This is a genomic window from Halopolyspora algeriensis (assembly GCF_003337235.1).
Classification (GTDB): Bacteria; Actinomycetota; Actinomycetes; order Mycobacteriales; family Pseudonocardiaceae; genus Haloactinomyces; species Haloactinomyces algeriensis.
Genome location: NZ_QPJC01000005.1, coordinates 1 through 23,575, shown reverse-complemented (window position 1 = coordinate 23,575; position 23,575 = coordinate 1). Strand labels below are relative to the sequence as shown.

At 68.8% G+C, this 23,575-nt stretch carries 26 protein-coding genes; 23 read left to right on the top strand and 3 right to left on the bottom strand.

The window, feature by feature from the left end; translation table 11 throughout:
• Positions 1–39: 39 nt before the first annotated feature.
• The gene (locus tag DFQ14_RS09755) at positions 40–861 is read left to right on the top strand and encodes a shikimate dehydrogenase (RefSeq protein ID WP_420810150.1); all 822 of its coding nucleotides are present in this window, start codon (positions 40–42) and stop codon (positions 859–861) included.
• Positions 862–911: 50 nt separating this feature from the next.
• Here DFQ14_RS09755 and DFQ14_RS09750 read toward each other — a convergent pair whose 3' ends face one another.
• Positions 912–1,181 (bottom strand): HPr family phosphocarrier protein, encoded by a 270-nt coding sequence (locus DFQ14_RS09750; RefSeq protein WP_114452902.1) that lies wholly within the window; start codon positions 1,179–1,181, stop codon positions 912–914.
• A 100-nt stretch (positions 1,182–1,281) separates the two neighbouring features.
• The gene (locus DFQ14_RS09745) at positions 1,282–2,499 is read right to left on the bottom strand and encodes a PTS transporter subunit EIIC (RefSeq protein WP_114452901.1); all 1,218 of its coding nucleotides are present in this window, start codon (positions 2,497–2,499) and stop codon (positions 1,282–1,284) included.
• Positions 2,500–2,925: 426 nt separating this feature from the next.
• Between DFQ14_RS09745 and DFQ14_RS09740 the strand changes: the two genes are divergently transcribed.
• The 10 genes from DFQ14_RS09740 to nusB all read left to right on the top strand — a co-directional run bounded on the left by DFQ14_RS09740 (position 2,926) and on the right by nusB (position 10,252).
• Complete coding sequence (locus DFQ14_RS09740) at positions 2,926–3,162, top strand: PTS sugar transporter subunit IIB (protein ID WP_114452900.1); 237 nt, start codon at positions 2,926–2,928, stop codon at positions 3,160–3,162.
• Complete coding sequence (locus DFQ14_RS09735) at positions 3,159–3,614, top strand: PTS sugar transporter subunit IIA (RefSeq protein WP_114452899.1); 456 nt, start codon at positions 3,159–3,161, stop codon at positions 3,612–3,614. Before DFQ14_RS09740 ends, DFQ14_RS09735 begins: the two co-directional genes overlap by 4 nt.
• A 39-nt stretch (positions 3,615–3,653) precedes the next feature.
• Positions 3,654–4,340 (top strand): prepilin peptidase, encoded by a 687-nt coding sequence (locus DFQ14_RS09730; protein WP_246195597.1) that lies wholly within the window; start codon positions 3,654–3,656, stop codon positions 4,338–4,340.
• 75 nt (positions 4,341–4,415) lie between these two features.
• On the top strand, positions 4,416–5,621 hold the full coding sequence (gene aroC, locus DFQ14_RS09725; protein ID WP_114452897.1) for a chorismate synthase: 1,206 nt from the start codon (positions 4,416–4,418) through the stop codon (positions 5,619–5,621).
• A complete protein-coding gene (locus DFQ14_RS09720; protein ID WP_114452896.1) occupies positions 5,621–6,139 on the top strand; it encodes a shikimate kinase in 519 nt (172 codons plus the stop codon). The genes aroC and DFQ14_RS09720 overlap by 1 nt, the downstream gene beginning before the upstream one ends.
• Positions 6,140–6,300: 161 nt before the next feature.
• A complete protein-coding gene (gene aroB / locus DFQ14_RS09715) occupies positions 6,301–7,416 on the top strand; it encodes a 3-dehydroquinate synthase (protein ID WP_114453086.1) in 1,116 nt (371 codons plus the stop codon).
• On the top strand, positions 7,413–7,844 hold the full coding sequence (gene aroQ / locus DFQ14_RS09710; protein WP_114452895.1) for a type II 3-dehydroquinate dehydratase: 432 nt from the start codon (positions 7,413–7,415) through the stop codon (positions 7,842–7,844). Before aroB ends, aroQ begins: the two co-directional genes overlap by 4 nt.
• Positions 7,845–7,942: 98 nt before the next feature.
• Entirely contained in the window at positions 7,943–9,052 is a 1,110-nt protein-coding gene (locus tag DFQ14_RS09705) for an aminopeptidase P family protein (protein ID WP_114452894.1), read from the top strand.
• 99 nt (positions 9,053–9,151) lie between these two features.
• Entirely contained in the window at positions 9,152–9,712 is a 561-nt protein-coding gene (gene efp / locus DFQ14_RS09700) for an elongation factor P (protein ID WP_114452893.1), read from the top strand.
• Between the two features lie 57 nt (positions 9,713–9,769).
• Positions 9,770–10,252 carry a transcription antitermination factor NusB gene (gene nusB / locus DFQ14_RS09695; RefSeq protein ID WP_114452892.1) on the top strand — a complete coding sequence of 161 codons (483 nt, stop codon included), beginning with the start codon at positions 9,770–9,772 and terminating at the stop codon, positions 10,250–10,252.
• 128 nt (positions 10,253–10,380) lie between these two features.
• On the opposite strand, the gene bldD is transcribed toward nusB, so the two are convergent.
• On the bottom strand, positions 10,381–10,869 hold the full coding sequence (gene bldD / locus DFQ14_RS09690) for a transcriptional regulator BldD (RefSeq protein WP_114452891.1): 489 nt from the start codon (positions 10,867–10,869) through the stop codon (positions 10,381–10,383).
• 261 nt (positions 10,870–11,130) lie between these two features.
• On the opposite strand from bldD, the gene pyrR reads away from it, so the two are divergent.
• The 12 genes from pyrR to DFQ14_RS09630 form a co-directional block, all read left to right on the top strand.
• Positions 11,131–11,739, top strand: a complete 609-nt coding sequence (gene pyrR, locus DFQ14_RS09685; protein WP_114452890.1) for a bifunctional pyr operon transcriptional regulator/uracil phosphoribosyltransferase PyrR — start codon at positions 11,131–11,133, stop codon at positions 11,737–11,739.
• A complete protein-coding gene (locus tag DFQ14_RS09680) occupies positions 11,739–12,671 on the top strand; it encodes an aspartate carbamoyltransferase catalytic subunit (protein ID WP_114453085.1) in 933 nt (310 codons plus the stop codon). Before pyrR ends, DFQ14_RS09680 begins: the two co-directional genes overlap by 1 nt.
• A gap of 38 nt (positions 12,672–12,709) precedes the next feature.
• A complete protein-coding gene (locus DFQ14_RS09675) occupies positions 12,710–14,044 on the top strand; it encodes a dihydroorotase (protein WP_114453084.1) in 1,335 nt (444 codons plus the stop codon).
• Complete coding sequence (locus tag DFQ14_RS09670) at positions 14,044–14,661, top strand: PH-like domain-containing protein (protein ID WP_246195598.1); 618 nt, start codon at positions 14,044–14,046, stop codon at positions 14,659–14,661. Before DFQ14_RS09675 ends, DFQ14_RS09670 begins: the two co-directional genes overlap by 1 nt.
• The gene (gene carA / locus DFQ14_RS09665; protein WP_114452889.1) at positions 14,658–15,770 is read left to right on the top strand and encodes a glutamine-hydrolyzing carbamoyl-phosphate synthase small subunit; all 1,113 of its coding nucleotides are present in this window, start codon (positions 14,658–14,660) and stop codon (positions 15,768–15,770) included. The genes DFQ14_RS09670 and carA overlap by 4 nt, the downstream gene beginning before the upstream one ends.
• Positions 15,770–19,096, top strand: coding sequence for a carbamoyl-phosphate synthase large subunit (gene carB / locus DFQ14_RS09660; RefSeq protein ID WP_114452888.1), 3,327 nt, complete (start codon positions 15,770–15,772; stop codon positions 19,094–19,096). Before carA ends, carB begins: the two co-directional genes overlap by 1 nt.
• Entirely contained in the window at positions 19,096–19,941 is an 846-nt protein-coding gene (gene pyrF, locus DFQ14_RS09655) for an orotidine-5'-phosphate decarboxylase (RefSeq protein ID WP_114452887.1), read from the top strand. Before carB ends, pyrF begins: the two co-directional genes overlap by 1 nt.
• A gap of 674 nt (positions 19,942–20,615) precedes the next feature.
• Positions 20,616–20,933 carry an integration host factor, actinobacterial type gene (mihF, locus tag DFQ14_RS09650; RefSeq protein WP_043575279.1) on the top strand — a complete coding sequence of 106 codons (318 nt, stop codon included), beginning with the start codon at positions 20,616–20,618 and terminating at the stop codon, positions 20,931–20,933.
• A complete protein-coding gene (gmk, locus tag DFQ14_RS09645; protein ID WP_114452886.1) occupies positions 20,930–21,535 on the top strand; it encodes a guanylate kinase in 606 nt (201 codons plus the stop codon). Before mihF ends, gmk begins: the two co-directional genes overlap by 4 nt.
• Positions 21,536–21,730: 195 nt before the next feature.
• Positions 21,731–22,039: a DNA-directed RNA polymerase subunit omega gene (gene rpoZ / locus DFQ14_RS09640; protein ID WP_179951530.1), complete on the top strand. Its 309-nt coding sequence runs from the start codon at positions 21,731–21,733 to the stop codon at positions 22,037–22,039.
• The gene (coaBC, locus tag DFQ14_RS09635) at positions 22,036–23,307 is read left to right on the top strand and encodes a bifunctional phosphopantothenoylcysteine decarboxylase/phosphopantothenate--cysteine ligase CoaBC (protein WP_246195599.1); all 1,272 of its coding nucleotides are present in this window, start codon (positions 22,036–22,038) and stop codon (positions 23,305–23,307) included. Before rpoZ ends, coaBC begins: the two co-directional genes overlap by 4 nt.
• Before the next feature lie 80 nt (positions 23,308–23,387).
• The coding region (locus DFQ14_RS09630; RefSeq protein WP_257233642.1) for an S-adenosylmethionine synthetase N-terminal domain-containing protein at positions 23,388–23,575 on the top strand (188 nt) is incomplete at its 3' end.

Sequence of the window (23,575 nt, the reverse complement as noted above, 5' to 3'; positions counted from 1 at the left end):
TTCTCCGATCCGGCACCGGCCACAGTCGTTCGTGCGGGTGTGGTCGGTTCACCCGTCGGACACTCGTTGTCACCGGTTCTGCACGGTGCCGCCTACACCGCTCTGGACCTGGAACACTGGACCTACGAGCGCATCGAACGGGATGCGGACGGCCTGACCGAGCTGGCCGGTGAACTGGGCCCCGAGTGGGTGGGGCTGTCGGTGACGATGCCGGGCAAGCGTGCGGCGCTGGAGCTGGCTTCGGAGGTCACCGATCGAGCGGTGGCGGTCGGAGCGGCCAATACCCTGGTGCGGCGCCCCGGCGGCTGGGCCGCGGACTGTACGGACGTCGACGGGGTGACCGGGGCACTGCGCTCGGCAGCCGGATTCTCCTCCGGGCACAGCGGCTTGCTGCTCGGGGCGGGGGGTACAGCCGCTGCCGCACTCGCGGCCTTCGCCGAACTCGGGATCGGCGAGGTGACGCTGGCCGTACGCGAACCTGCCCGGGCCGCCGAAGCCCTGCAGACCGCTGAGCGGGTCGGCTTGCGAACCCGCACCGAGCGGCTCGACTCCCTGGACTTGGCCAGAGCCTCCTCGTCGGTCGACGTCGTGGTCTCCACCCTGCCTGCCGGTGCTGTGGATGTGCATGCCCGGGAGTTGGCAGGGGCGGCGTGCTTGCTCGACGTGATCTATCACCCCTGGCCGACTCCGCTGGCCACTGCGGTGCAGCAAGCGGGTGGGCGGCTGGCGACCGGTCTGGACATGCTGCTGCATCAGGCGTTCGGCCAGGTCGAGCAGTTCACCGGGTGTGCTGCGCCGCGGGAGGCGATGCGCGATGCGATGAGCGCGGCGACGGGTGCTGTGGTGCCCCTGCCGCTGTGACGGGACAGGTGGGGCACCTGCGGGTGGCCCGGGCCGTGGCCCTCGGACGGCTACTCGTCGCCGAGTTCGGTGCCGACGAGTTCGGCGAGCCGGTCCAGAGCCGCGTCGGCACCCTCGCCTTCGGCGGCGAGGACGATTTCGTCACCGTGGGCCGCACCGAGCGTCATCAGCCCCAGAATGCTCCCGGCCTCGACCGGGGGGCATCCGTCCTTGCTGATGGTGATGGTGACCGGCTGTGCTGCTGCGCTCTTGGCCAGCACGGCGGCCGGACGTGCGTGCAGGCCCACCTTGCTGGCCACGATGACCCGTCGTTCGGGCATGGTTGTCCATTCTCGGGGATATGTCGTCGACAGGCGATGGTTCCGGCAGGAGCGGCCGGGGAAATAACCGCCGGAACGGGAAGTACCCACTGGGGCGCTGTCATGCGCGGCCCGTGTCCTCGGCATGTGTTCCGGTGGACCCGGCGTCGGTCTCCTCGGCCGAGGAGCTTGCACTCGATGCCCGCGTTCTTTCCGGGACACCGCCACCCGCGGTGGTGTCGTCGTCCTCGCGCCCCGGAGTGGGCAGGTTCCACCGGGTGATGACGAACCGGAAGAGGACGTAGTAGAGGACCGCGTACCCGAGCCCGATCGGGATCAACCACAGCGGTTTCTGGGAGATCCCGAAGTTGAGCACGTAGTCGATCGCTCCGGCCGAAAAGGCGAAACCGGAATGGATGTCCAGGGCATTGACCAGTGCCATCGACGTTCCGGTCAGGACGGCGTGGATGAGCAGCAACGGCCAGGCCACGAAGAGGAACGAGAACTCCAGGGGCTCGGTCACGCCGGTGAGGAAGGCGGTCAGCGCGGTGGAGAACATGATCCCGCCGACGATCTTGCGCTGTGCGGGTTTGGCACAGTGGTAAATGGCCAGAGCGGCTGCGGGCAGGGCGAACATGAAGATGGGAAAGAAGCCGGTCATGAAGGTACCCGCCGTGGGGTCCCCGGCGAAGAAGCGATTGATGTCACCATGCGCGCCCTGGTACTCCCCGGTGAGGAACCAGACCACGGAGTTGGGGATGTGGTGCAGCCCGAAGGGGATCAACAGGCGGTTGACCACGCCGTAGATGCCGCCGCCGATGATCGCGTTGCCGGTGACGGCATTGCCGAAGGCCGTCAATCCCGCATCGAAGACCGGGTAGACGAGTCCGAGGAGCACGCCGATGGCCAGCATGGCCACCGAGGTGATGATGGGCACGAACCGGCGCCCACCGAAGAAGGCGAGGTAGTCGGGAAGTTTGATCCGGTGGTAACGCTGCCACAGGAAGGCTGCGGTCAAACCGGCGATGATGCCGCCCAGAACGCCGTAGGGGCCCCCGTTGTAGGCGGTGCCCGCCTCGGTGCCGGTCATTTCCCAGAGCACACCTGCCAGCACCAGATAGCCGATCGCCCCCGCCAGTGCGGTCGATCCGTCGGCTCTCCTGGCGATGCCGATGGCCACACCGACCGCGAACAACAGGGGGAGGTTGTCGAACAGTGCGCCCCCGGCGGCACCGATCACCCCTGCCACTGCTTCGAGCCCGGCAATGGCGCCGAGCAAATCGTCCTGCCCCAGCCGGAGCAGCAGCGCGGCGGCGGGCAGAACCGCGATGGGCAACATCAGGCTCCGCCCGAATCGCTGTAGCAGCGCGAAACTCCTGCTGGAGCTGCCCGTTGTCGCTGTGGGGTCGCCGGTGTTCAACAGATCCCTCCCGGAGCCGGTCGGTCGCCTCGACACCCGTGTGGCCCGTCCTGCTGTCGCAGGTCCGTCGGTACTCGGCGGTGAGGACGGCCCCGTACCGTCGGCTCGGCTCCCATACCGCCTCCCGTTGGAAAGATTCCTCGGGCCTGTGCCCGTGTTTGGTACGGTCCGGTCCATACCGGTCGATGGGGAACCATGCGCCGCGGATGATCCGGTGTCAAGCGAATATGCGTCTTTGCCGCGATGAACTCCGCGATCACCGGGACCGCGTCCGTCGGGCACGGCCACGCGGGATGCCGTGCGTGCACGAGGTCTCCGAGACGCCGTGGAGATGAAGGAGGCAGGGTGGCCGAGGACAAAGCCGCCGCGATCCTGGCCGCGCTCGGCGGGGGGAACAACGTGGTCGACATCGAGCCGTGCATCACACGGTTGCGTTGCGAGGTCGAGGACGATTCCCGGGTCGACGAGGCCGCGTTGAAGTCGGCGGGCGCCCACGGGGTCATGCGCCAGGGATCGGTTGTGCAAGTGGTGGTGGGGCCGGAAGCCGACACCCTTGCCGGCGATATCGAGGACCTGCTGTGAGCGTCGAGGTCGTCAGCCCGGTCAGCGGCTTGACGGCGCCGCTCGGCGAGGTGCCCGATCCGGTGTTCTCGCAGGCGATGGTGGGCCCCGGGATGGCGGTCAAACCCCGGGGCGGGCGCGGTGATGCGGTGGCTCCGGTCGCGGGCACCGTGGCCACGCTGCACCCGCACGCTTTCGTGATCACGACACCGGAGGGCTTCGCCGTCCTGGTGCATCTGGGGCTGGACACGGTCAAGCTCGGCGGTGAGGGATTCACGGCGCACGTGACGCAGGGCGAGACCGTTCGGGTGGGGCAGCGGATCATCACCTGGGACCCGACCGGGATCGAAGCCCACGGGTTCAGTTCGATATGTCCTGTCGTGGTGCTGGAGATCGGCGCCGACGCGCTCGGTGATCTGCGTGAGGATGACCAGGTTCTGGCCGGCGAGGCCGTGTTCACGGTGCAGAGGTGAGGCCGGTCGGTGTCCGACACGCGGGGATCCGCGTGGTGCATGAGCGAGCGAGCCGGATGCGCGCGCCATCCTGCGGACATGCTCGATACGGGGATCGTGACCACCGTGGCTTGCGGCATCGCAGGTCTCGGAGCCGGTCGGCTCGGAAGGTGCCTGCTGCGGAGACTCCGGCGCGGGGTGCGGCCACCGAAGCTGTGGTGCGAAGTGGGCGTTGCGCTGCTGTGGACGACCGCGGCGGCCGGGAATCTGGCGGGGGCCTTCCCCTTGTGGTGGATGCCGGTGCCGCTGCTGCTCGGCTGGCTCGCCATGATGCTCACCGTCTGTGATCTGTTCGCCGGGCGCCTGCCGGACGCGCTGACACTGACCGCCTACCCGGTCGCGGCCGGGGTGCTGGCTCTGGCGGCCTGTGCGGGCCGGGACCCCGAGATGGCCCTTCGAGCCCTGTCCGGTGCGATCCTGTTCGCGGGTTCGTACGCGTGTGTACGGCTGCTGTCGCCGACGGCGATGGGCGCAGGCGATGTGAAACTGGCGGGCAGTCTCGGTGCCGCCGTCGGTGCCGTGTCCCCGGTCGCGGTCATGGTGACCATGGTCGCCGCCGCCGTTCTCACCCTCGCGGCGGCATGCGTGGCGCGGGCGACAACCGTTCCGCACGGTCCCGCCATGCTCCTGCCGGCATGGCTGGCCACGACTTTCCCGGCGGCGATGTCGGTGCAGACCGCTCTGTGACGGCCCGGTGTCGCAGGCGTGCCGAGCCGACCCCGGCAGGTACCGCACCGAGCCGACCGTGACAAGATGCCTGGTGTGCTGCGCTGGATGACCGCCGGAGAATCACATGGGCCCGCGCTGGTGGCAATGCTGGAAGGCATGGTGGCCGGAGTCGAGGTCACCACGTCCGATATCGCCACCCAGCTGCAGCGCCGCAAGCTCGGTTTCGGCCGCAGTCCGCGGATGAACTTCGAAGCCGACGAGTTGGAGATCATCGGCGGTGTCCGGCACGGTCTGACGCAGGGCGGGCCGATCGCGGTGCGGATCGGCAACACCGAGTGGCCCAAGTGGGAACAGGTCATGGCCGCGGATCCGGTCGATCCGGACACACTGGCGTCTCAGGCACGCAGCGAGCCGCTGACCCGGCCGCGCCCGGGCCATGCCGATCTGCCCGGGATGCAGAAGTACGGTTTCGACGAGTCGCGGCCCGTGCTGGAACGTGCCAGCGCCCGCGAGACCGCCGCGCGGGTGGCTGTCGGCACTGTGGCGCGACTTTTCCTGCGTCAGGCGCTCGGGGTGGAGCTGGTCAGTCATGTGGTCGGTCTCGGCGATGTGGACGCCGAGACCGACAGGCTTCCCACGCCGGAGGACCTGCCTGCCATCGACGACAACCCGGTACGTGCTTTCGGGGACTCCGCCACCGACCGGATGATGGCCGAGGTCGATGCGGCGAAAGCCGACGGCGACACGCTCGGGGGGGTGGTCGAGGTGATCGCCTACGGGGTGCCGCCGGGCGTGGGGTCGCACGTGCACTGGGACCGCAAGCTCGATGCGCGATTGGCCGCGGCGCTGATGAGCATCCAGGCGATCAAGGGCGTGGAGATCGGCGAGGGATTCGCCAACGCGCGCCGTCGCGGTAGCCGTGCGCATGACGAGATGTACCCGTCCGGCGGGGCGAACTGGGTCAGTCGTGGAAGCAACCGTGCGGGTGGGCTCGAAGGCGGCATGACCAACGGTGAACCCCTCATCGTGCGCGCGGCCAAGAAGCCGATATCCAGCCTGCCCCGCGCACTGGCTACCGTGGACGTGAGCACCGGTGAGCCCGCCAGGGCGATGCACCAGCGTTCCGATGTCACCGCCGTTCCGCGTGCCGCCGTGGTCGCCGAGACGATGGTCGCTCTCGTGCTGGCGCAGGCCGTGCTGGAGAAGTTCGGTGGGGATTCGCTGGCCGAGACCCGGCGCAATGTCGATGGGTACCTGGCCGGACTGGCCGAGCGTACCGATGAGCGAAAGGTGCGGTGATGAGCCCGCGCGCCGTGCTGGTGGGACCACCCGGAGCGGGAAAGACGGTGGTCGGTCGTTTGCTGGCGGACCGGCTCGGTGCGGATTTCCGGGATACCGACGCCGACGTCGAGCGGCTCGCGGGCAAGCCCATCCCGGAGATCTTCACCAACGACGGGGAGCCTGCGTTCCGGGAGCGGGAGGAGGAGGCGATCGCCGTGGCGCTGGCCGAGCACTCCGGTGTGCTGTCCCTGGGGGGTGGCGCTGTGCTGTCGGAACGTACCCGCGAGCGCTTGGTGGATCAGCCGGTTGCGTTCCTGAGTGTCGGGTTGGCCGAGGGAGCACGCCGGACCGGCTTGTCCACCGCCCGTCCCCTGCTGGCCGGGGTCAATCCCCGCGCCACTTTCAAGGCGTTGCTGCAGGCGCGGTTGCCGCTGTATCGCCAGGTGGCCACCTGGGAGGTGGACACGGACGAGATCGAGCCGCCGGCCGTGGTCGATCGGATCGTCGCGGGCCTGCAGGCAGCGCGCACGAGCTAGGACGTGCTTCGGAAATGCTTGTGTGGCCTTCAACGCAGCAAGACGCCCTCTGAGACGGCGGTTCAGCGACCACCAGGGGTTGACAAGACAGGCCGTAGTACGGCGAATGGTGCCGGGTCAGCACCGGTGAACGCGGTGCCACGGATCGGGAAAGGATGATGATGACCGAGCCAGTGCGGATCCGCGTCGAGGGTGGGCAACCTTATGACGTGGTGGTCGGTCGGGGCCTGCTCGGCGAACTCGTGGACCAGCTGCGCGGGACCTCCGTGGTCGCTCTGGTGCACCAGCCCAGCATCACGGCGACCGTGGAAGCAGTGCGCGAAGAGCTCGGCGAGGCCGGTGTGGACGCGCACCGCGTGGAGGTTCCGGATGCCGAGGAGGGCAAGAGCCTCGCGGTCGCGGGCTTCTGCTGGGAAGTGCTCGGCAAGATGGGCATGGACCGCGAGGGGGTTGTTGTCTCGTTCGGTGGCGGCGCCGTGACCGATCTGGCCGGCTTCGTCGCCGCGACCTGGATGCGCGGTGTGCGCGTGATGCATGTCCCGACCACGTTGCTGGGCATGGTCGACGCGGCCATCGGAGGCAAGACCGGCATCAACACCGATGCGGGCAAGAACCTCGTGGGACTGTTCCACGAACCGGGTTCGGTCGTGGTCGACCTGGCCACCCTGGAGGGATTGCCCGCCAACGAGCTCATCGCGGGAATGGCCGAGATCGTCAAGTGCGGTTTCGTCGCGGATCCGCAGATCCTAGATCTGATCGAGTCGGATCCGCAGGCGGCCGTGGACCCCTCCGGCGATGTGCTCACCGAGCTGGTCAGCCGGGCCATCCGGGTCAAGGCCGATGTGGTCTCGGCGGACCTGCGGGAGTCGCATCTGCGGGAGGTCCTCAATTACGGGCACACGCTCGCCCATGCGATCGAGCGGCGTGAGCGGTACCGCTGGCGGCACGGTGCCGCGGTGAGTATCGGTCTCGTGTTCGCCGCCGAACTGGCACGGCTGGCCGGGCGGCTCGACGACGAAACCGCCGACCGGCACCGGCGGATACTGGACCTGCTCGGTTTGCCCACCACGTATGACCCGGACGCTCTCAATCAGCTCCTGGAGCTGATGCAGTCGGACAAGAAGACCCGCTCGGGGGTGCTGCGCTTCGTGGTGCTCGACGGGCCGGCCAAACCCGGTCGTCTGGAGGGCCCGGATCCCTCGCTGGTGGCGGCGGCCTACTCGGCACTGGCCGGGGGCGGTGGCAGGCAGGACTCGGGACAGGAGGTTTTCCTGTGAAGGTGCTCGTGCTCAACGGTCCCAATCTGGGGCGGTTGGGGAGTCGGGAGCCCGATATCTACGGCAGCTCCACGTATGCCGATCTGGTGGCGCTGTGCGAGCGCACTGCCGGGGATCTCGGCATCGAGGTCGACGTGCGCCAGACCGATCACGAGGGTGAGATGCTGGAGTGGCTGCACGAGGCCGCCGACCGGCGCCTGCCGGTGGTGCTCAATGCGGCAGCGTGGACGCATTACTCCGTGGCCGTTCGGGACGCGAGTGCCCAGTTGACCGAATCTCTGCTCGAGTTGCACCTGTCGAACGTGCACCGGCGTGAGGGATTCCGGCACCACAGCTATCTCTCCGACATCGCCACCGGAGTCATCGCCGGGCTGGGGGTGCGCGGCTACGCGCTGGCTCTGCGCTGGCTGGCCGAGCTCGATGCCTGAACTCCGGCGGGTCACTGCGCCCGGCTCGATCACCCGAGCGAAGAACACACCACAGCGCATGTCCACCGCTGCGGAGCTACTCGTTTAGGCTGCGGTGCATGCCGGAATCCCACGTCCACCGACGTACTGCCCTGCGTGCCCACCTTCGCGAACACGAGGTGGACGCGATGCTCGTCACGGACCTGCTCAACATCAGGTACCTGACCGGTTTCACCGGGTCGAACGCGGCGCTGCTGGTGCACGCGGCCGATGAGGCGGGAAGCGAACGACGCACCGTCTTCTGCACCGACGGCCGATACCAGACCCAGGCGGGTGAGCAGGTTCCCGATCTCGAGCTGCTCATCGACAGGGGCAGTGCATCGGCGCTCGCGCGGCGCATCGAATCCGGAGTCGCGCAGCACCGGCGGGTCGGTTTCGAGAGCGGGCATGTCACCGTCGACGGGTGGGACGCGCTGGCCGGCGCCGCCCCTTCCGCCGAGCTGGTCCGCACTCCCGGATTGGTCGAGCAGCTGCGTCTGTTCAAGGACGAGGCCGAAGTCGAGGCGCTCCGCGCTGCGTGTGCCGCCGCCGACCGGGCGCTGGCCGAGCTGCTCGAGCAGGGAGGTCTGCGTCCCGGCCGGACCGAACTGGAGGTCGCCAGGGATCTGGAGGCCCGGATGCTGGACAACGGTGCGGCGGGCCCCTCGTTCGACACGATCGTGGCCGCGGGGGCGAACTCGGCCGTTCCGCACCACCGGCCCGACGGCACGGTCCTGGCGAACGGTGACTTCGTGAAGATGGACTTCGGAGCCCTGGTCGACGGTTACCACTCGGATATGACCAGGACCGTCGTGCTGGGTTCGCCTGCCGAGTGGCAGCGCGAGATCTACGAGCTCGTCGCCGCGTCCCAGGCTGCCGGGCGCGAGGCCGTGCGGGTCGACGCCGACGTGCGCACGGTGGACAGCGTCGCGCGCAAGGTGATCACCGATGCCGGATATGGCGAGCGGTTCCTGCACGGACTCGGGCACGGTGTCGGCTTGCAGATCCATGAGGCACCGGCCCTGTCCCAGCGCGGGGACGGTACGATCGGGGCCGGGATGGCAGTGACCGTCGAGCCCGGCGTGTACCTGCCGGGGCGTGGCGGAGTCCGTATCGAGGACACGCTGATCGTGCGTCCGAGCACGCCGGAACTGCTCACTCTGACGACGAAGGAGCTCGTCGCCATTTAGGCGGCAGCACGCGTGCCCCGAGCGCCGGCGAGCGGCGCGCGCCGGCTTCGTGGCCGGCGACACACATCTGCAGTCATCACCACAGGAGAGACCTCGACCGTGGCCACCACGAACGACCTCAAGAACGGAATGGTGCTCAACATCGACGGCCAGCTCTGGTCCGTGACGAGTTTCCAGCACGTCAAGCCCGGCAAAGGCGCGGCTTTCGTGCGCACCACCCTGAAGAACGTGCTGTCCGGCAAGGTGGTGGACAAGACCTTCAACGCAGGCGTGAAGGTGGAGACCGCCAACGTCGACCGCAGCGAGGTGACGTACCTCTACAACGACGGCACCGACTACGTGTTCATGGATCCCGACACCTACGACCAGATCGGGGTCGCGCCGAAGGTGATCGGTACCGCGGCCGATTACATGCTGGAGAACAGCACCGTGGTTCTCGCCCGCCACGAGGGTGAGCCACTCTACGTCGAGCTGCCCGCCTCCGTGGAGTTGCAGATCTCACACACGGATCCGGGTGTGCAGGGCGATCGCTCCACGGGCGGGAGCAAGCCCGCCACCCTGGAAACGGGTGCCGAGGTGCAGGTCCCGCTGTTCATCGAGACCGGCGAGAAGATCAAGGTCGACCCACGCGACGGTCGCTACCTCGGCCGCGTCAAGTGATGGCTCACGGGAGCGCACTGGCGAACCGGGGTCGCGCAGCCGGAAAGAGGGTGTGAGTTGGGTACGCGGAACAAGGCCCGCAAGCGCGCGGTGGAGGTGCTCTACGAGGCCGATCTGCGCGAACTCGATCCTCAACAGCTTCTGTCCGAGCGGGTCGGTTCCACCGAGGTTCCACCCGTGAAGGATTACACGATCGCTCTCGTCTCGGGGATCACGGAGCATCGCAGGCGCATCGACGAGCTCCTCGTCGAACACGCCGAGGGATGGACGCTGGCACGCATGCCCGTCGTGGACCGGGCCGTGCTGCGTCTGGGGCTGTTCGAGCTGCTGTGGGGGTCCGATGTGCCACCCGCCGTGGCCATCGACGAGGCCGTGGAACTGGCCAAGGCATTGTCGACCGATGATTCGCCCCGCTTCGTCAACGGTGTTCTCGGCCGCTTGGCGGGGCTCAGGGACCAGATGCGTCGCTCGTTGCACGGCGAGGAGAGCGAGCAGGCCACCGACCGGGACGGTACCGAGCAGAGCGCCGACCGGAGTTGAGCGGGCGGGAGGCGACCGGCCGCACCGGAGTGCCTCTCTCGCCGTCTTCCGGCTGTCGCGGGCAACCGGGACAGCGCATCGGCGCCGGATCCCCGCATCCCCCCGAGGGCGGATGCGGGGACGGGTCGTCACTCCTCCCGTGCCGGTCGGGCTTCGGGCGGCAGCACTCCCCAGTCGATGAGCTGCTCGGTGAGCTCACCCGGGGTCATGTCGTAGATGATGGCCAGCGATCGCAGGTCCTCGGTGCGGATCGACAGCACCTTGCCGTTGTAGTCACCGCGCTGGCTCTGGATGGTGGCCGCGTAGCGGGCCAGTGGCCCCACCTTCTCCGCAGGGAGCTGCTGCAGCCGTTCCAGGTTGATGACGACTTTCGTGGCCGGTTCGGCGCCGGAGGAGATCCGGCCCTCCGGAAGGAGTTCGGCCACCGGCACACCGTAGAAGTCGGCCAGTTCGGCGAGCTTCTGTACGGTCACCGCGCGGTCGCCACGCTCATAGGACCCGACGACCACGGCCTTCCACCGTCCGCCTGATTTCTGTTCGACACCGTGCAGCGAGAGACCCTGCTGTTGGCGGATAGCGCGGAGTTTGTTGCCCAGCGCCTTGGCGTAGTCGCCCATGTGGCGTTTCTCCGTTTCATTCGCCCCGTCAGCCTAGTGTAGTTGCCGGGGAAAAACGCTCAGTAGTGATACGGAGAGTAATGTTCGCTCTTGTGCGTCACCAGGTCAAGTTGGTCTTGGCGGAAGCGTGGTACGAGTCGCACCACACCTGCCGTCGGAGTGCCCCTTCGATGCTGGTAGCGTACAGGTCAAGCCCGGCTGCCGCCGGGCTCCAGACGTCCTTTAAGGACCCGTCCGGTGAGGCGGGGAAGGAGGTCCACCGTGGCGTCACGCCAACAGGCGGGCGCGGCGGCCCCGGCGGGGCAGCGGGAGCTGCTCTCCGCCGGTGACGTTGCGCGCACGATCGCCAGAATCGCACATCAGATCATCGAAAAGACCGCCCTCGACACCGGCAACGACCATGTCGTTCTGCTCGGTGTGCCGACCCGGGGAGCACCCCTGGCCAGGCGCCTGGGCGCCTGTATTGCCGAGTTCAGCGGTGTGACCGTGCCCACCGGGGTACTCGACATCACACTCTACCGCGACGATCTCAGGAAGCAACCGAATCGCCCGCTGGAACCCAGCAGCCTTCCGGCCGAGGGCGTGGACGGTGCTCTCGTGGTGCTCGTCGACGACGTGCTGTTCTCCGGCCGCACCGTCCGTTCCGCGCTCGACGCGCTGCGTGATCAGGGCCGCCCGCGTGCTGTCCAGTTGGCTGTGCTGGTCGATCGCGGGCATCGGGAACTGCCGATCCGGGCCGATTACGTGGGCAAGAACGTGCCGACATCGCGCAGCGAGGACGTTGCCGTGCGGCTGACCGAGACCGACGGCGCGGACAGTGTGCTGCTGCGCCGCCAGGAGACGCCGACAGCCGGGAGGGAAACGCGGTGATCCGGCATCTGCTGTCCGCCGAAAGCCTCGATGCCGACACCGCGACCGGGGTGCTGGACACCGCGGACGCTCTCAAGCAGACGCTGCTCGGGCGTGAGGTTCGCAAGCTGCCGACCCTGCGCGGGCGCACCGTGGTGACCATGTTCTACGAGAACTCCACCCGGACGCGGGTGTCGTTCGAGGTCGCCGGTAAGTGGATGAGCGCGGACGTGATCAACGTGTCGGCCACCGGCTCGTCGACGAGCAAGGGCGAGTCGCTGCGCGACACCGCGCTGACGCTGTCCGCCGCGGGGGCCGACTGCGTGATCGTGCGTCACCCCGCTTCCGGTGCCGCTCACCGGCTTGCCGGATGGCTCGACGAAGCGGGGACCCAGGTGGTCAACGCGGGTGACGGGATGCACGAACATCCCACTCAGGCGCTGCTGGACGCGGCGACGCTGCGGGAGCGGCTGGGCGAGCTGACCGGGCGGCGGGTCGCGATCGTCGGTGACCTCCTGCACAGCAGGGTCGCCCGCTCCAATGTTCACCTGCTGCGCACGCTCGGCGCGGAGGTGGTGCTCGTCGCCCCGCCGACGCTGGTGCCCAGCGGTGTGCAGCACTGGGGGGCCGAGGTCCGGCACGAGCTCGATCCGGTACTCGCCGGTGTGGACGCGGTGATGATGCTGCGGGTGCAGGCCGAGCGGATGCACGGCGGGTTCTTCCCCTCGGCCCGTGAGTACTCGATCGCCTACGGCATGAACGAGACCAGACTCGGGTTGCTGCCGGAGCATGCCGTGGTGCTGCACCCCGGACCGATGCTGCGGGGCATGGAGATCGCACCGGATGTGGCCGACTCCCCCCGCGCGGCCGTGAACGAGCAGGTCCGCAACGGGGTTCACGTCCGTATGGCGGTGCTCTACCACCTGCTGGCCGGAGAGGAGGTCGCGGCGTGAACCGCGCGAAGGAAACGAGCAACCTGTCCGGTGGCGGCATGTCCGGTATCGGAGGGCCCGGTGAGCGGATCCTGCTGAAGGACGTGCGGCCCTATGGCGAGGGCGAGCCGGTCGACGTTCTGGTCGCGGGCGGGGTCATCGCCGAGATCGGCAGCGGGCTGACGGCCGATGCCGACGAGATCCTCCACGCGGACGGGGCCGTCGTCCTGCCCGGATTCGTGGACCTGCACACGCATCTGCGCGAACCCGGCCGGGAGGACGCCGAGACCGTCGAGACGGGCTCGGCGGCTGCGGCGCTCGGTGGTTACACCGCGGTGTTCGCCATGGCCAACACCGACCCGGTGGCCGACAACGCCGTGATCGTCGAACACGTGTGGCGCCGGGGACGTGAGGTCGGTCTGGTCGACGTACACCCGGTCGGTGCGGTGACCGCGGGGCTGCGGGGTTCCGAGCTGGCGGAGCTGGGCACGATGGCGCGCTCGGCGGCGAAGGTGCGGGTGTTCTCGGATGACGGGCGCTGCGTCGACGATCCGCTGCTGATGCGCCGCGCGCTGGAGTACACCGGGGCGTTCGGCGCGGTCGTGGCCCAGCATGCCGAGGATCCGCGGCTGACCGTGCAGGCACAGGCGCACGAGGGCGCCAACGCCGCGCGGCTGGGGCTGGCGGGGTGGCCCGCTCCGGCGGAGGAGTCGATCGTGGCTCGTGACTGCATGCTCGCCGGGCACACCGGGGGCAGGCTGCACGTCTGCCACGTCTCCACCTCGGGAACGGCCGAGTTCCTCCGGTGGTGGCGTTCGCAGGACGGTGCCACGGCGGTCTCGGCCGAGGTCACACCGCACCACCTGCTGTTGACCGATGACGTGCTCGGCAACTACGACCCCGTGCACAAGGTCAATCCGCCCCTGCGCGCGGACGCCGACGTGCACGCTCTCCGGCGGGCCCTGGCCGACGGGACGCTCGACTGCGTGGCCACCGACCACGCGCCACACGCCGCGCAGGACAAGGACTGCGAGTGGTCGGCTGCCCGACCGGGCATGCTCGGGCTGCAGACCGCATTGGGCGTGGTGCTGCACACCATGCTCGAGCCGGGACTGCTGGACTGGCGCGGTGTGGCGCGGGTGATGAGCGAACACCCCGCCCGGATCGCGGGGCTTGCCGACCAGGGCCGCCCGGTGGCCGAGGGAGAACCGGCGAACCTCGTGCTGGTCGATCCCGAGACGCGCTGGACGGTGCGGGGCGCCGAGCTGGCCAGCGTGTCGGCGAATACACCGTTCGAAGGTATGGAACTTCCCGGCCGAGTCATGGCGACGATGCTGCGCGGGCGCATCACCGCCCACGAGGGCAAGATCGCTCGCGCGGAAGGGGAACGCTGATGGCACGTACGCTGTGGGTGCTGGCACTGGTTGTCCTGGCCGTACTGGTGCTGTACGGGATGCGCCGGGGCTGGCTGCGCCGGGCACGACACCAGGCCGAGCGGCTCGCGGAATTCCCTTCCGAGCCGGACGGGCTCTCCGCCGAGCCCGAACTGCTGCCCGCTGCCGACGGTCTCTACGTGGGAACGACGCAGGCGGGCGACTGGCAGGACCGCATCGTGATGGGCGATATCGGCCACCGGGCGAGCGCCACGGCCCGGTTGCGGCGTTCCGGGCTGCTGCTGGAGCGATCCGGGGCCGGTTCGCTGTGGATCCCGGCCGCGTCGCTGCGCGGGGCCCGGGTGGACCACAAGCTCGCCAACAAGGTGGTTCCCGGAGCGGGCCTGCTGGTGGTGACCTGGCAGCTCGGGCAGCAGTGGCTCGATACCGGATTCCGCGCGCAGGACAAGACAGTGCAGACCGAGTGGGCCGCGGCGGTGCGGAACATGGTGCCCTCCGACGGGTGGCCCCAGTCGGCACAGGCCCAGACCGAACAGGACAAGACCGAACAGGCTCAGACCGAACAGGCTCAGACCGAACAAGACGAGACCGCGGGTACGCGGCAGGAGGCACAATGACCGCGGCAGCTCTGGTGCTCGAGGACGGCCGGATTTTCCGGGGTGAGGCATTCGGCAGTGTGGGTGGCTGCCTGGGAGAGGTCGTGTTCAGCACGGGGATGACGGGATATCAGGAGACCCTGACCGACCCGTCGTATCACCGCCAGATCGTGGTGTCCACGGCACCGCAGATCGGCAACACCGGCTGGAACGACGAGGACGACGAGTCGCAGCGCATCTGGGTGGCCGGTTACGCGGTGCGCGATCCGGCGCGGGTGCCGTCGAACTGGCGGTCGCGCCGCTCGCTCGCCGAGGAGCTGGACCGTCAGGGCGTGGTGGGCATCGCCGGCCTGGACACGCGCACGCTGACCCGCCACATCCGGGAGCGCGGTGCGATGCGTGCCGGCATCTTCTCCGGTGACCGGTTGCGCCCGGACGAGGAGCTGGTTGCCGAGGTGTCCGCGAGTGCGGAGATGACCGGGGCGGATCTGGCCGGAGATGTCACCACGGCCGAGTCGTACGTGGTCCCCGCGGCCGGTGCGAAGCGGTTCACGGTGGCGGCGCTGGATCTGGGGATCAAGACGAACACGCCGCGGATGCTGGCCGAACGGGGTATCGAGACGCACGTGCTGCCGATGTCGGCGTCGATGGACGATCTGCTGGCGGTGCACCCGGACGGGGTGTTCCTGTCGAACGGCCCCGGGGACCCGGCCACGGCCGACCATGCCGTCGAGCTGACCCGGCAGGTCCTGGACCGCAAGCTGCCGTTGTTCGGAATCTGCTTCGGCAACCAGATCCTGGGGCGTGCGCTCGGGCGGGAGACCTACAAACTGCCCTACGGGCATCGGGGGATCAACATCCCGGTGATCGATGCCGAGACCGGCCGGGTGGCGATCACCGCGCAGAACCACGGTTTCGCCGTGGCAGGCGAGCCGGGCGAGCGGTTCGACACCGACTTCGGCCGGGCGACGGTCAGCCACCACTGCGCCAACGACGGTGCGGTGGAGGGACTGCGCCTGCTGGACACCCCGGCGTTCAGCGTGCAGTACCACCCCGAGGCGGCTGCGGGACCGCACGACGCCGCTCCCCTGTTCGATTCGTTCGCGCAACTGATGAGTGAGGCACGCTGATGCCGAAGAGAACCGACATTCGCCACGTCCTGGTCATCGGCTCCGGCCCGATCGTGATCGGCCAGGCGTGTGAGTTCGACTATTCCGGTACGCAGGCCTGCCGGATCCTGCGCGAGGAGGGCCTGCGGGTCAGCCTGGTCAATTCCAATCCCGCCACGATCATGACGGACCCGGAGTTCGCCGACGCCACGTATGTCGAGCCGATCACTCCGGAGTTCGTGGAGAAGGTCATCGCCGCCGAACGGCCGGATGCGCTGCTGGCCACCCTCGGCGGGCAGACCGCCTTGAACACGGCGATGGCCCTGGACGAGCGCGGGGTGCTGGAAGCCTACGGCGTCGAGCTGATCGGTGCCGACATCGCCGCGATCCAGCGCGGTGAGGACCGGCAGCGGTTCAAGGACATCGTGCGCTCGATCGGTGGCGGAGTCCCCGAGAGCAGGGTGTGCACCTCGATGGACGAGGTCCGCGACTTCGTCGCCGAGCACAGCCTGCCGGTGGTCATCCGCCCGAGCTTCACGATGGGCGGGTTGGGCTCGGGGATGGCCCACACCCACGAGGAACTGGAGCGGATGGCCTCGTTCGGGCTGACCGAATCCCCGGTGCACGAGGTGCTCATCGAGGAGAGCGTGCTCGGCTGGAAGGAGTACGAGCTGGAGCTGATGCGCGACCACGCCGACAACGTGGTGGTCGTGTGCTCCATCGAGAACGTCGATCCCATGGGCGTGCACACCGGTGACTCGGTGACGGTGGCCCCGGCGATGACGCTGACCGACCGCGAGTACCAGCACATGCGCAATGTCGGCATCGACGTGCTGCGCGAGGTCGGAGTCGACACCGGCGGCTGCAACATCCAGTTCGCGATCCACCCGGAAACCGGGCGGATGGTGGTCATCGAGATGAATCCGCGGGTGTCGCGGTCCTCGGCACTGGCGTCGAAAGCCACGGGCTTTCCGATCGCCAAGATCGCCGCGAAGCTGGCCATCGGGTATCGGCTGGACGAGATCCGCAACGACATCACCCGCGAGACGCCGGCGAGCTTCGAACCGACGCTGGACTACGTGGTGGTCAAGGCGCCGCGTTTCGCGTTCGAGAAGTTCCCCGGCGCGGACACGCGGCTGACCACGACGATGAAGAGCGTCGGCGAGGCGATGGCGCTCGGCCGCAACTTCACCGAGGCGCTCGGCAAGGCGCTGCGCTCGATGGAAACCTCCCGGATCGGGTTCTGGACCGGTCCGGGGGACGGCGACGCCACCCTGGAGTCCGTTCTGGACGAGCTCGGCGCGGGCCACGACGGCCGGCTCTACACCGTGGAGCGGGCGCTGCGACTGGGCGCGAGCGTGCAGCAGGTCCACGAGGCCTCCGGCATCGACCCGTGGTTCGTCGACCAGATCGCTTCCCTGGTCGAGTTGCGGGCCGACCTGGTCGAGGCCTCGGTGCTCGACGCCGACCTGCTGCGCCGGGCCAAGCGTGCCGGGGCGTCGGACCGGCAGATCGCCGCGTTGCGCCCGGAATTGGCCGGTGAGGACGGTGTCCGCGCATTGCGGCACCGGCTGGGGGTGCGCCCGGTGTTCAAGACCGTGGACACCTGCGCGGCCGAGTTCGCCGCTCGCACGCCGTATCACTACTCGGCCTACGAGTCGGATCCGGCGGCCGAGTCGGAGGTGGTCGAGCAGCACGATCGTCCCAAGGTGCTCATCCTCGGCTCGGGGCCCAACCGGATCGGGCAGGGCATCGAGTTCGACTACTCGTGCGTGCACGCTGCGATGGCGCTGCGTGAGGCCGGTTTCGAGACGGTCATGGTCAACTGCAACCCGGAGACCGTCTCGACCGACTACGACACCTCGGACCGGCTGTACTTCGAGCCGTTGACCTTCGAGGACGTTCTCGAGGTCGTGCATGCCGAGCAGACCTCCGGCACCGTGGCAGGAGTGATCGTGCAGCTCGGTGGGCAGACCCCGCTCGGGCTGGCCCAGCGCCTGTCCGATGCGGGGGTGCCGATCGTGGGCACCCCGCCGGAGGCCATTCACCATGCCGAGGAGCGCGGCGCCTTCGGTGACGTGCTGAACACGGCCGGGCTGCCCGCGCCGAGCTACGGCACCGCGACCTCGTTCGAAGGGGCCAAGCGCATCGCCGACGACATCGGCTACCCCGTGCTGGTGCGTCCCTCCTACGTGCTCGGCGGGCGCGGTATGGAGATCGTCTACGACGAGCCTTCCCTGGAGAACTACATCGCCCGCGCCACCCAGGTCACTCCGGAACACCCGGTGCTGGTGGACAACTTCCTCGACGACGCGATCGAGATCGACGTCGACGCGCTGGCCGACGGCACCGATGTCTACCTCGGTGGCGTGATGGAGCACATCGAGGAAGCCGGTATCCACTCCGGCGACTCCGCCTGTGCGCTGCCGCCGATCACCCTGGGTCGCCAGGAGATCGAGGAGGTGCGGCGGTGCACCGAGGCTCTCGCCCAGGGTCTCGGCGTGCGCGGGTTGCTCAACGTGCAGTACGCGCTCAAGGACGACGTGCTCTACGTCCTGGAGGCCAACCCCCGCGCCTCGCGTACCGTGCCGTTCGTGTCCAAGGCCGCCGCGGCGCCGCTGGCCAAGGCCGCCGCACGTGTCATGCTCGGTGCCAAGATCGCCGATCTGCGCGGCGAGGGCATGCTGCCCGCCGTCGGCGACGGTGCCGACCTGCCCACCGACGCTCCCGTCGCGGTCAAGGAGGCCGTCCTGCCGTTCCACCGCTTCCGCACTCCGGAGGGGCACGGCATCGACTCCCTGCTCGGTCCGGAGATGAAGTCCACCGGTGAGGTCATGGGCATCGACACGTCCTTCGGGCAGGCTTTCGCCAAGTCCCAGACCGGTGCCTACGGCTCCTTGCCCACGTCCGGGCGGGCGTTCGTCTCGGTGGCCAACCGCGACAAGCGCTCGATGGTCTTTCCCATCAAGCGCCTGGCCGACCTCGGCTTCGACATCCTCGCCACCGTCGGCACCGCCGATGTGCTGCACCGCAACGGCATCCCGTGCACCGTGGTCCGCAAGCACAACGAGACGGCGGCCGGCGGCGAGCGCGACGTGATCGACCTGATCAAGGCGGGTGAGGTCGACATGGTGTTCAACACGCCCTACGGCAACCCGGGGCCGCGCGTCGACGGCTACGAGATCCGCACCGCCGCCGTTTCCCGGGACATCCCCTGCATCACGACCGTGCAGGGCGCGGCAGCCGCCGTCCAGGGCATCGAAGCCGCCATCCGGGGCAGCATCGGGGTACGGCCGCTGCAGGCTCTGCAGGCGTCGCTGTGGGCGAACCAGAGCGGTGGTGTGTGATGACGACGGTGCAGGCGGGCTTCGGTCGCCGTCTCGGCGATGCCGTGGTGGAACGGGGCCCGCTGTGTGTCGGCATCGACCCGCATCCCGCGTTGCTGCACGCCTGGGGGCTGGACGAGACACCGGCCTCGTTGGAGCGTTTCGCGATGACCGTGGTCGAGGCGCTGGCGGGCGAGGTGGCGGTTCTCAAACCGCAGTCGGCGTTTTTCGAGGCGTACGGCTCACGGGGGATCGCCGTCCTGGAGCGTGTGGTCGCCGAGTCCCGCCGGGCCGGTGCGCTGGTGCTGCACGACGCCAAGCGCGGTGACATCGGCTCGACCATGACCGCCTATGCCAACGCCTACCTGGACGAGCACTCGCCGTTGGCCGCCGACGCGATGACCGTCTCGCCCTACCTGGGGTTCGGCTCGCTGGCGCCCGCGCTCGGTATCGCCGAGCAGACCGGGCGCGGGGTGTTCGTGCTGGCCCGGACGTCGAACCCGGAAGGGGCCGGGCTGCAGCGCTCGGCGAGCCCGGAGGGGCGCTCGGTCGCGCAGTCCATTGTCGACGCGGCGGCGGAGAACAACGCGGACGCGGAACCGATGGGCCACGTCGGTGTGGTGGCCGGGGCCACCATCCGCAGTGGTGAACTGGATCTGTCCACTCTGAACGGTCCGATCCTGGCGCCGGGGCTCGGCGCCCAGGGCGGCACCGTGCAGGGGCTGCGGGCGGTGTTCGGACCCGCTCTGCCGAACGTCCTTCCGGCCGCGGCCCGCGAGGTCCTGCGTCACGGGCCCGATGTCGACGAGCTGCGGCGTGCCGCCCGCGGCCTGCGCGAGGACTTCGCCGCGCTGTTGGCGCGGTAGGGCGGTTTCGGAGTGAGTCACCCGCCGTAGCGCGCCCCGACTGCGAGCGCGTTACGGCGGGTGCACGGTGTGCTCCGGCGTGCGGCTCGACACCGCCACGGCGGCGGCAGCGCAATGTGAGCAACGTGACCACGGTCCGGGTTGTCCATGATGAGGGGCCTGCGGAGGTCACGATCCACCGTGAAAGCCTCACCGCAGGACGTGTGCAGACGTGTGACCCGTCGGACTTCCCGGCATCGATCAGGCGGAGGGCACCGGGTCACTTCGACGACCGTATCGGTCAAGTTCGCATTCGCGGGCGGGGATTTCCGTTGTCGTGCCCGGTTGTCACCGTACTCACGGTGAGGGTTTGCTCACGGCCCGAGTGCCGATTCCGTGGCGGCGGATGACCTGCGATAGGGCACGATGATCCGCTGAGCATGGCTCAACCGCCCGGAAATCGGACAGTTCGAAAGAGTTTTGGTCCGGGTTAGTGCACTTCAGCGCCGTTGTTGGTAGTACTTGCAGCGACCGGAGTGTTCGTGCACGCCTTGTACGGGCCCTTTCGGCACGTTCGGCGACGGGAGACGCGACGAATTCGGCTCACAAAAGTCGGACCCCCCGTTGTAGCGGCCTGACCAGGGCCGGTACTGTCGCCGCACCGATCAAGAGAAACCCACATCACGGAGGACATGGTGGCCCTTCCCCAGCTGACCGAGGAGCAGCGGGCAGCGGCACTGGAAAAGGCGGCTGCCGCCCGTCGCGCTCGAGCTGAGCTCAAGGAGCGCCTGAAGCGCGGTGGGACCAGCCTTGCCGAGGTTCTGGACAGTGCCGACAACGACGAGACCCTCGGCAAGATGAAGGTCTCCGCGTTGCTCGAGGCTCTCCCCGGCGTGGGCAAAGTCCGCGCTCAGCAGATCATGGAGCGGCTGGAGATCGCCAACAGCCGCCGGCTCCGCGGACTGGGCGAGCGCCAGCGCAAGGCGCTGCTCGCCGAGTTCAACGGCGCGTGATCGACACGAAATCCGGCGTGGAGCCGGGACCCACCCATCCGGGTGAGTCCCGGCTCACCGTCGTCTCCGGTCCCTCCGGGGTCGGCAAGTCGAGCGTGATCGACGAGTTGCGCAGGCAGGCCCCGGACATCTACTTCAGTGTGTCGGTGACAACCCGCCCCCCTCGTGCGGGCGAGGTGGACGGCGTGCACTACTACTTCGTCGACACCGACGAGTTCCGGCGCATGGCCGATGCCGGGCAGATGCTGGAGTACGCCCACTACGCGGGCAATGACTACGGCACGCCCCGCAAACCGGTCGAACAGGCGCTGGCGGCGGGCCGCCCCGCTGTGCTGGAGATCGAACTGCAGGGCGCACGTCAGGTCCGCGAGAGCATGCCGCAGGCACAACTCGTCATGCTGCTTCCCCCCTCCTGGGAGGACCTGGTGGAGCGGCTGACCGGTCGTCGCACCGAGGACTCGGACATCGTCCGGCAACGGCTCGACACGGCACGCCGGGAGCTCGCGGCTCGAACCGAGTTCGACGCGACCGTGGTCAACGCCGATGTGCAGTCGGCGGCCGGTGAGTTGGTACGATTGATAACCGGTCACGGTGCGAAGTAGGTGCCTCGCCGTTTCGGGTTCGCCGTTCCACGCCGGTTGTTCGAAGTAGCGGTGTGGCCCGGTCCGGACCGGTTGTTGCACCCTGCCCGCACCGAATCGCCGCCCGAGTCTGCGGTGCGGTATGGACGGGTTCCGAGGCGCCCACGCCGTCACTGCACCCCTTGTCGTGACCACCCGAGAGCAGGAGCCACGCACGTGAGCACGCCCAACCCGCTGGCTGCGTTCAACAGCAGCCAGCCGACGGACAGCCAGCCGCGCAGCGCGCCGGAGGGCATCACGAACCCTCCGATCGACGATCTGCTGGAACAGGTCAGTTCGAAGTACGCCCTGGCGATCTACTCCGCCAGGCGCGCGCGGCAGATTCAGGACTATTACGCGCAGCTCGGTGAGGGCCTTCTGGAGTACGTGGGCCCGCTGGTGGAGCCGGGTCCGCGCGAGAAGCCGCTGTCGATCGCGCTGCGTGAGATTCACGCCGGCGTGCTTCAGCACACCGAAGGCGAGTGAAACCGGAATTTCCCGGGGGCCGACCGCCCCGGGTGGTTCTCGGGGTCAGTGGTGGCATCGCCGCCTACAAGGCGTGTGATGTGTTGCGGAGACTGACCGAGTCCGGTCACGAGGTGCGCGTGGTGCCGACCGAGTCCGCGCTGCGCTTCGTCGGCTCGGCCACCTTCGAAGCCCTGTCCGGACAACCGGTGGCCACCGGCGTGTTCACCGACGTCGAGGATGTGCCGCACGTGCGCCTCGGCCAGGAGGCCGACCTTGTCGTCGTGGTTCCCGCCACCGCCGACCTGCTGGGCCGAGCGGCACACGGTCTCGCCGACGACCTGTTGACCTCGACGCTGCTCACCGCGCGGTGTCCGGTGCTGATGGTGCCTGCGATGCACACGGAAATGTGGGAGCACGCGGCCACGCAGCACAACATCGCGCTGCTCCGGGACAGGGGAGTGGTCGTCGCCGAGCCCGCCAGTGGCCGTTTGACCGGGGCGGACACCGGTAAGGGACGCCTGCCGGATCCGGAGGAGATCGTCGACCTCGCCCGGTTGCTGCTGGTCAAGCGCACCGCGCTGCCGCACGATCTCGAAGGTCGTCGCGTGGTGATCTCGGCCGGGGGGACCCGGGAACCGATGGATCCGGTGCGCTACCTCGGAAACCGCTCCTCGGGGCGTCAGGGATACGCCCTGGCGCGGGTGGCGGCTCATCGTGGAGCACACGTCACGCTGGTCTCCGCACATACCGCGGACCTCGTCGAACCCTCCGGTGTGCGCGTGGTGCACGCCGGTACGGCCGAACGGATGCGGTCGCTGATGCTGGCCGAGTCCGAAGGGGCCGACGTGGTGGTGATGGCCGCTGCCGTGGCCGATTTCCGCCCGGTGGACCGGCCCGACCACAAGGTCAAGAAAACCGATCGCGACCCCGATCCGCTCCAGCTCACCCGCAATCCCGACATTCTCGCCGAGCTCGTCGAGACCCGAGAGGCCGGTCGTCTGGATGCCGAGGTGATCGTCGGCTTCGCCGCGGAAACCGGTGATCCCGATACGACCGTGCTGGAACACGGCAGAACCAAGCTGACCCGGAAGCGGTGTGACCTGTTGGTGGTCAACGCCGTCGGTGACGGTGCGGCGTTCGAGGTGGAGGACAACGCCGGTTGGCTGTTGGGCGCCGACGGTGTCGAGCACCCGATTCCGCACGGTTCGAAATCCCATCTTGCGTCCGCATTGTGGGACGCCGTGTCCGGGCAGTTCGCGCGGAACGAGACCCCGTCCGTAGGCTGATATCCCTGGGCTCCGGGTGTCCGGAGCAAGCGGCGAACCACGGTGGGCGAGAAGTGGCCAGTGCGAGAACTCGACGCTCGGTGGGAACCGGGCACGGCGATCGTCGGTTGTTCACGAGTGAGTCGGTGACCGAGGGTCACCCGGACAAGATGGCCGACTCGATCAGTGATGCCATCCTGGACGCGATGCTGGCGCAGGACCCGCGCAGCCGCGTGGCCATGGAGACGATGATCACCACCGGTCAGGTGCACTTGGCCGGTGAGGTCAC

Bases quoted from the DNA above. Each gene is read 5' to 3' on its own strand.
- carA (WP_114452889.1), top strand. From the start codon at position 14,658: ATGACCGCGGCAGCTCTGGTGCTCGAGGACGGCCGGATTTTCCGGGGT.
- DFQ14_RS09730 (WP_246195597.1), top strand. From the start codon at position 3,654: ATGAGCGAGCGAGCCGGATGCGCGCGCCATCCTGCGGACATGCTCGAT.
- DFQ14_RS09745 (WP_114452901.1), bottom strand. From the start codon at position 2,499: ATGTTGCCCATCGCGGTTCTGCCCGCCGCCGCGCTGCTGCTCCGGCTG.
- DFQ14_RS09670 (WP_246195598.1), top strand. From the start codon at position 14,044: ATGGCACGTACGCTGTGGGTGCTGGCACTGGTTGTCCTGGCCGTACTG.
- pyrF (WP_114452887.1), top strand. From the start codon at position 19,096: ATGACGACGGTGCAGGCGGGCTTCGGTCGCCGTCTCGGCGATGCCGTG.
- DFQ14_RS09720 (WP_114452896.1), top strand. From the start codon at position 5,621: ATGAGCCCGCGCGCCGTGCTGGTGGGACCACCCGGAGCGGGAAAGACG.
- DFQ14_RS09705 (WP_114452894.1), top strand. From the start codon at position 7,943: ATGCCGGAATCCCACGTCCACCGACGTACTGCCCTGCGTGCCCACCTT.
- aroB (WP_114453086.1), top strand. From the start codon at position 6,301: ATGACCGAGCCAGTGCGGATCCGCGTCGAGGGTGGGCAACCTTATGAC.
- bldD (WP_114452891.1), bottom strand. From the start codon at position 10,869: ATGGGCGACTACGCCAAGGCGCTGGGCAACAAACTCCGCGCTATCCGC.
- DFQ14_RS09750 (WP_114452902.1), bottom strand. From the start codon at position 1,181: ATGCCCGAACGACGGGTCATCGTGGCCAGCAAGGTGGGCCTGCACGCA.
- DFQ14_RS09675 (WP_114453084.1), top strand. From the start codon at position 12,710: ATGTCCGGTATCGGAGGGCCCGGTGAGCGGATCCTGCTGAAGGACGTG.
- carB (WP_114452888.1), top strand. From the start codon at position 15,770: ATGCCGAAGAGAACCGACATTCGCCACGTCCTGGTCATCGGCTCCGGC.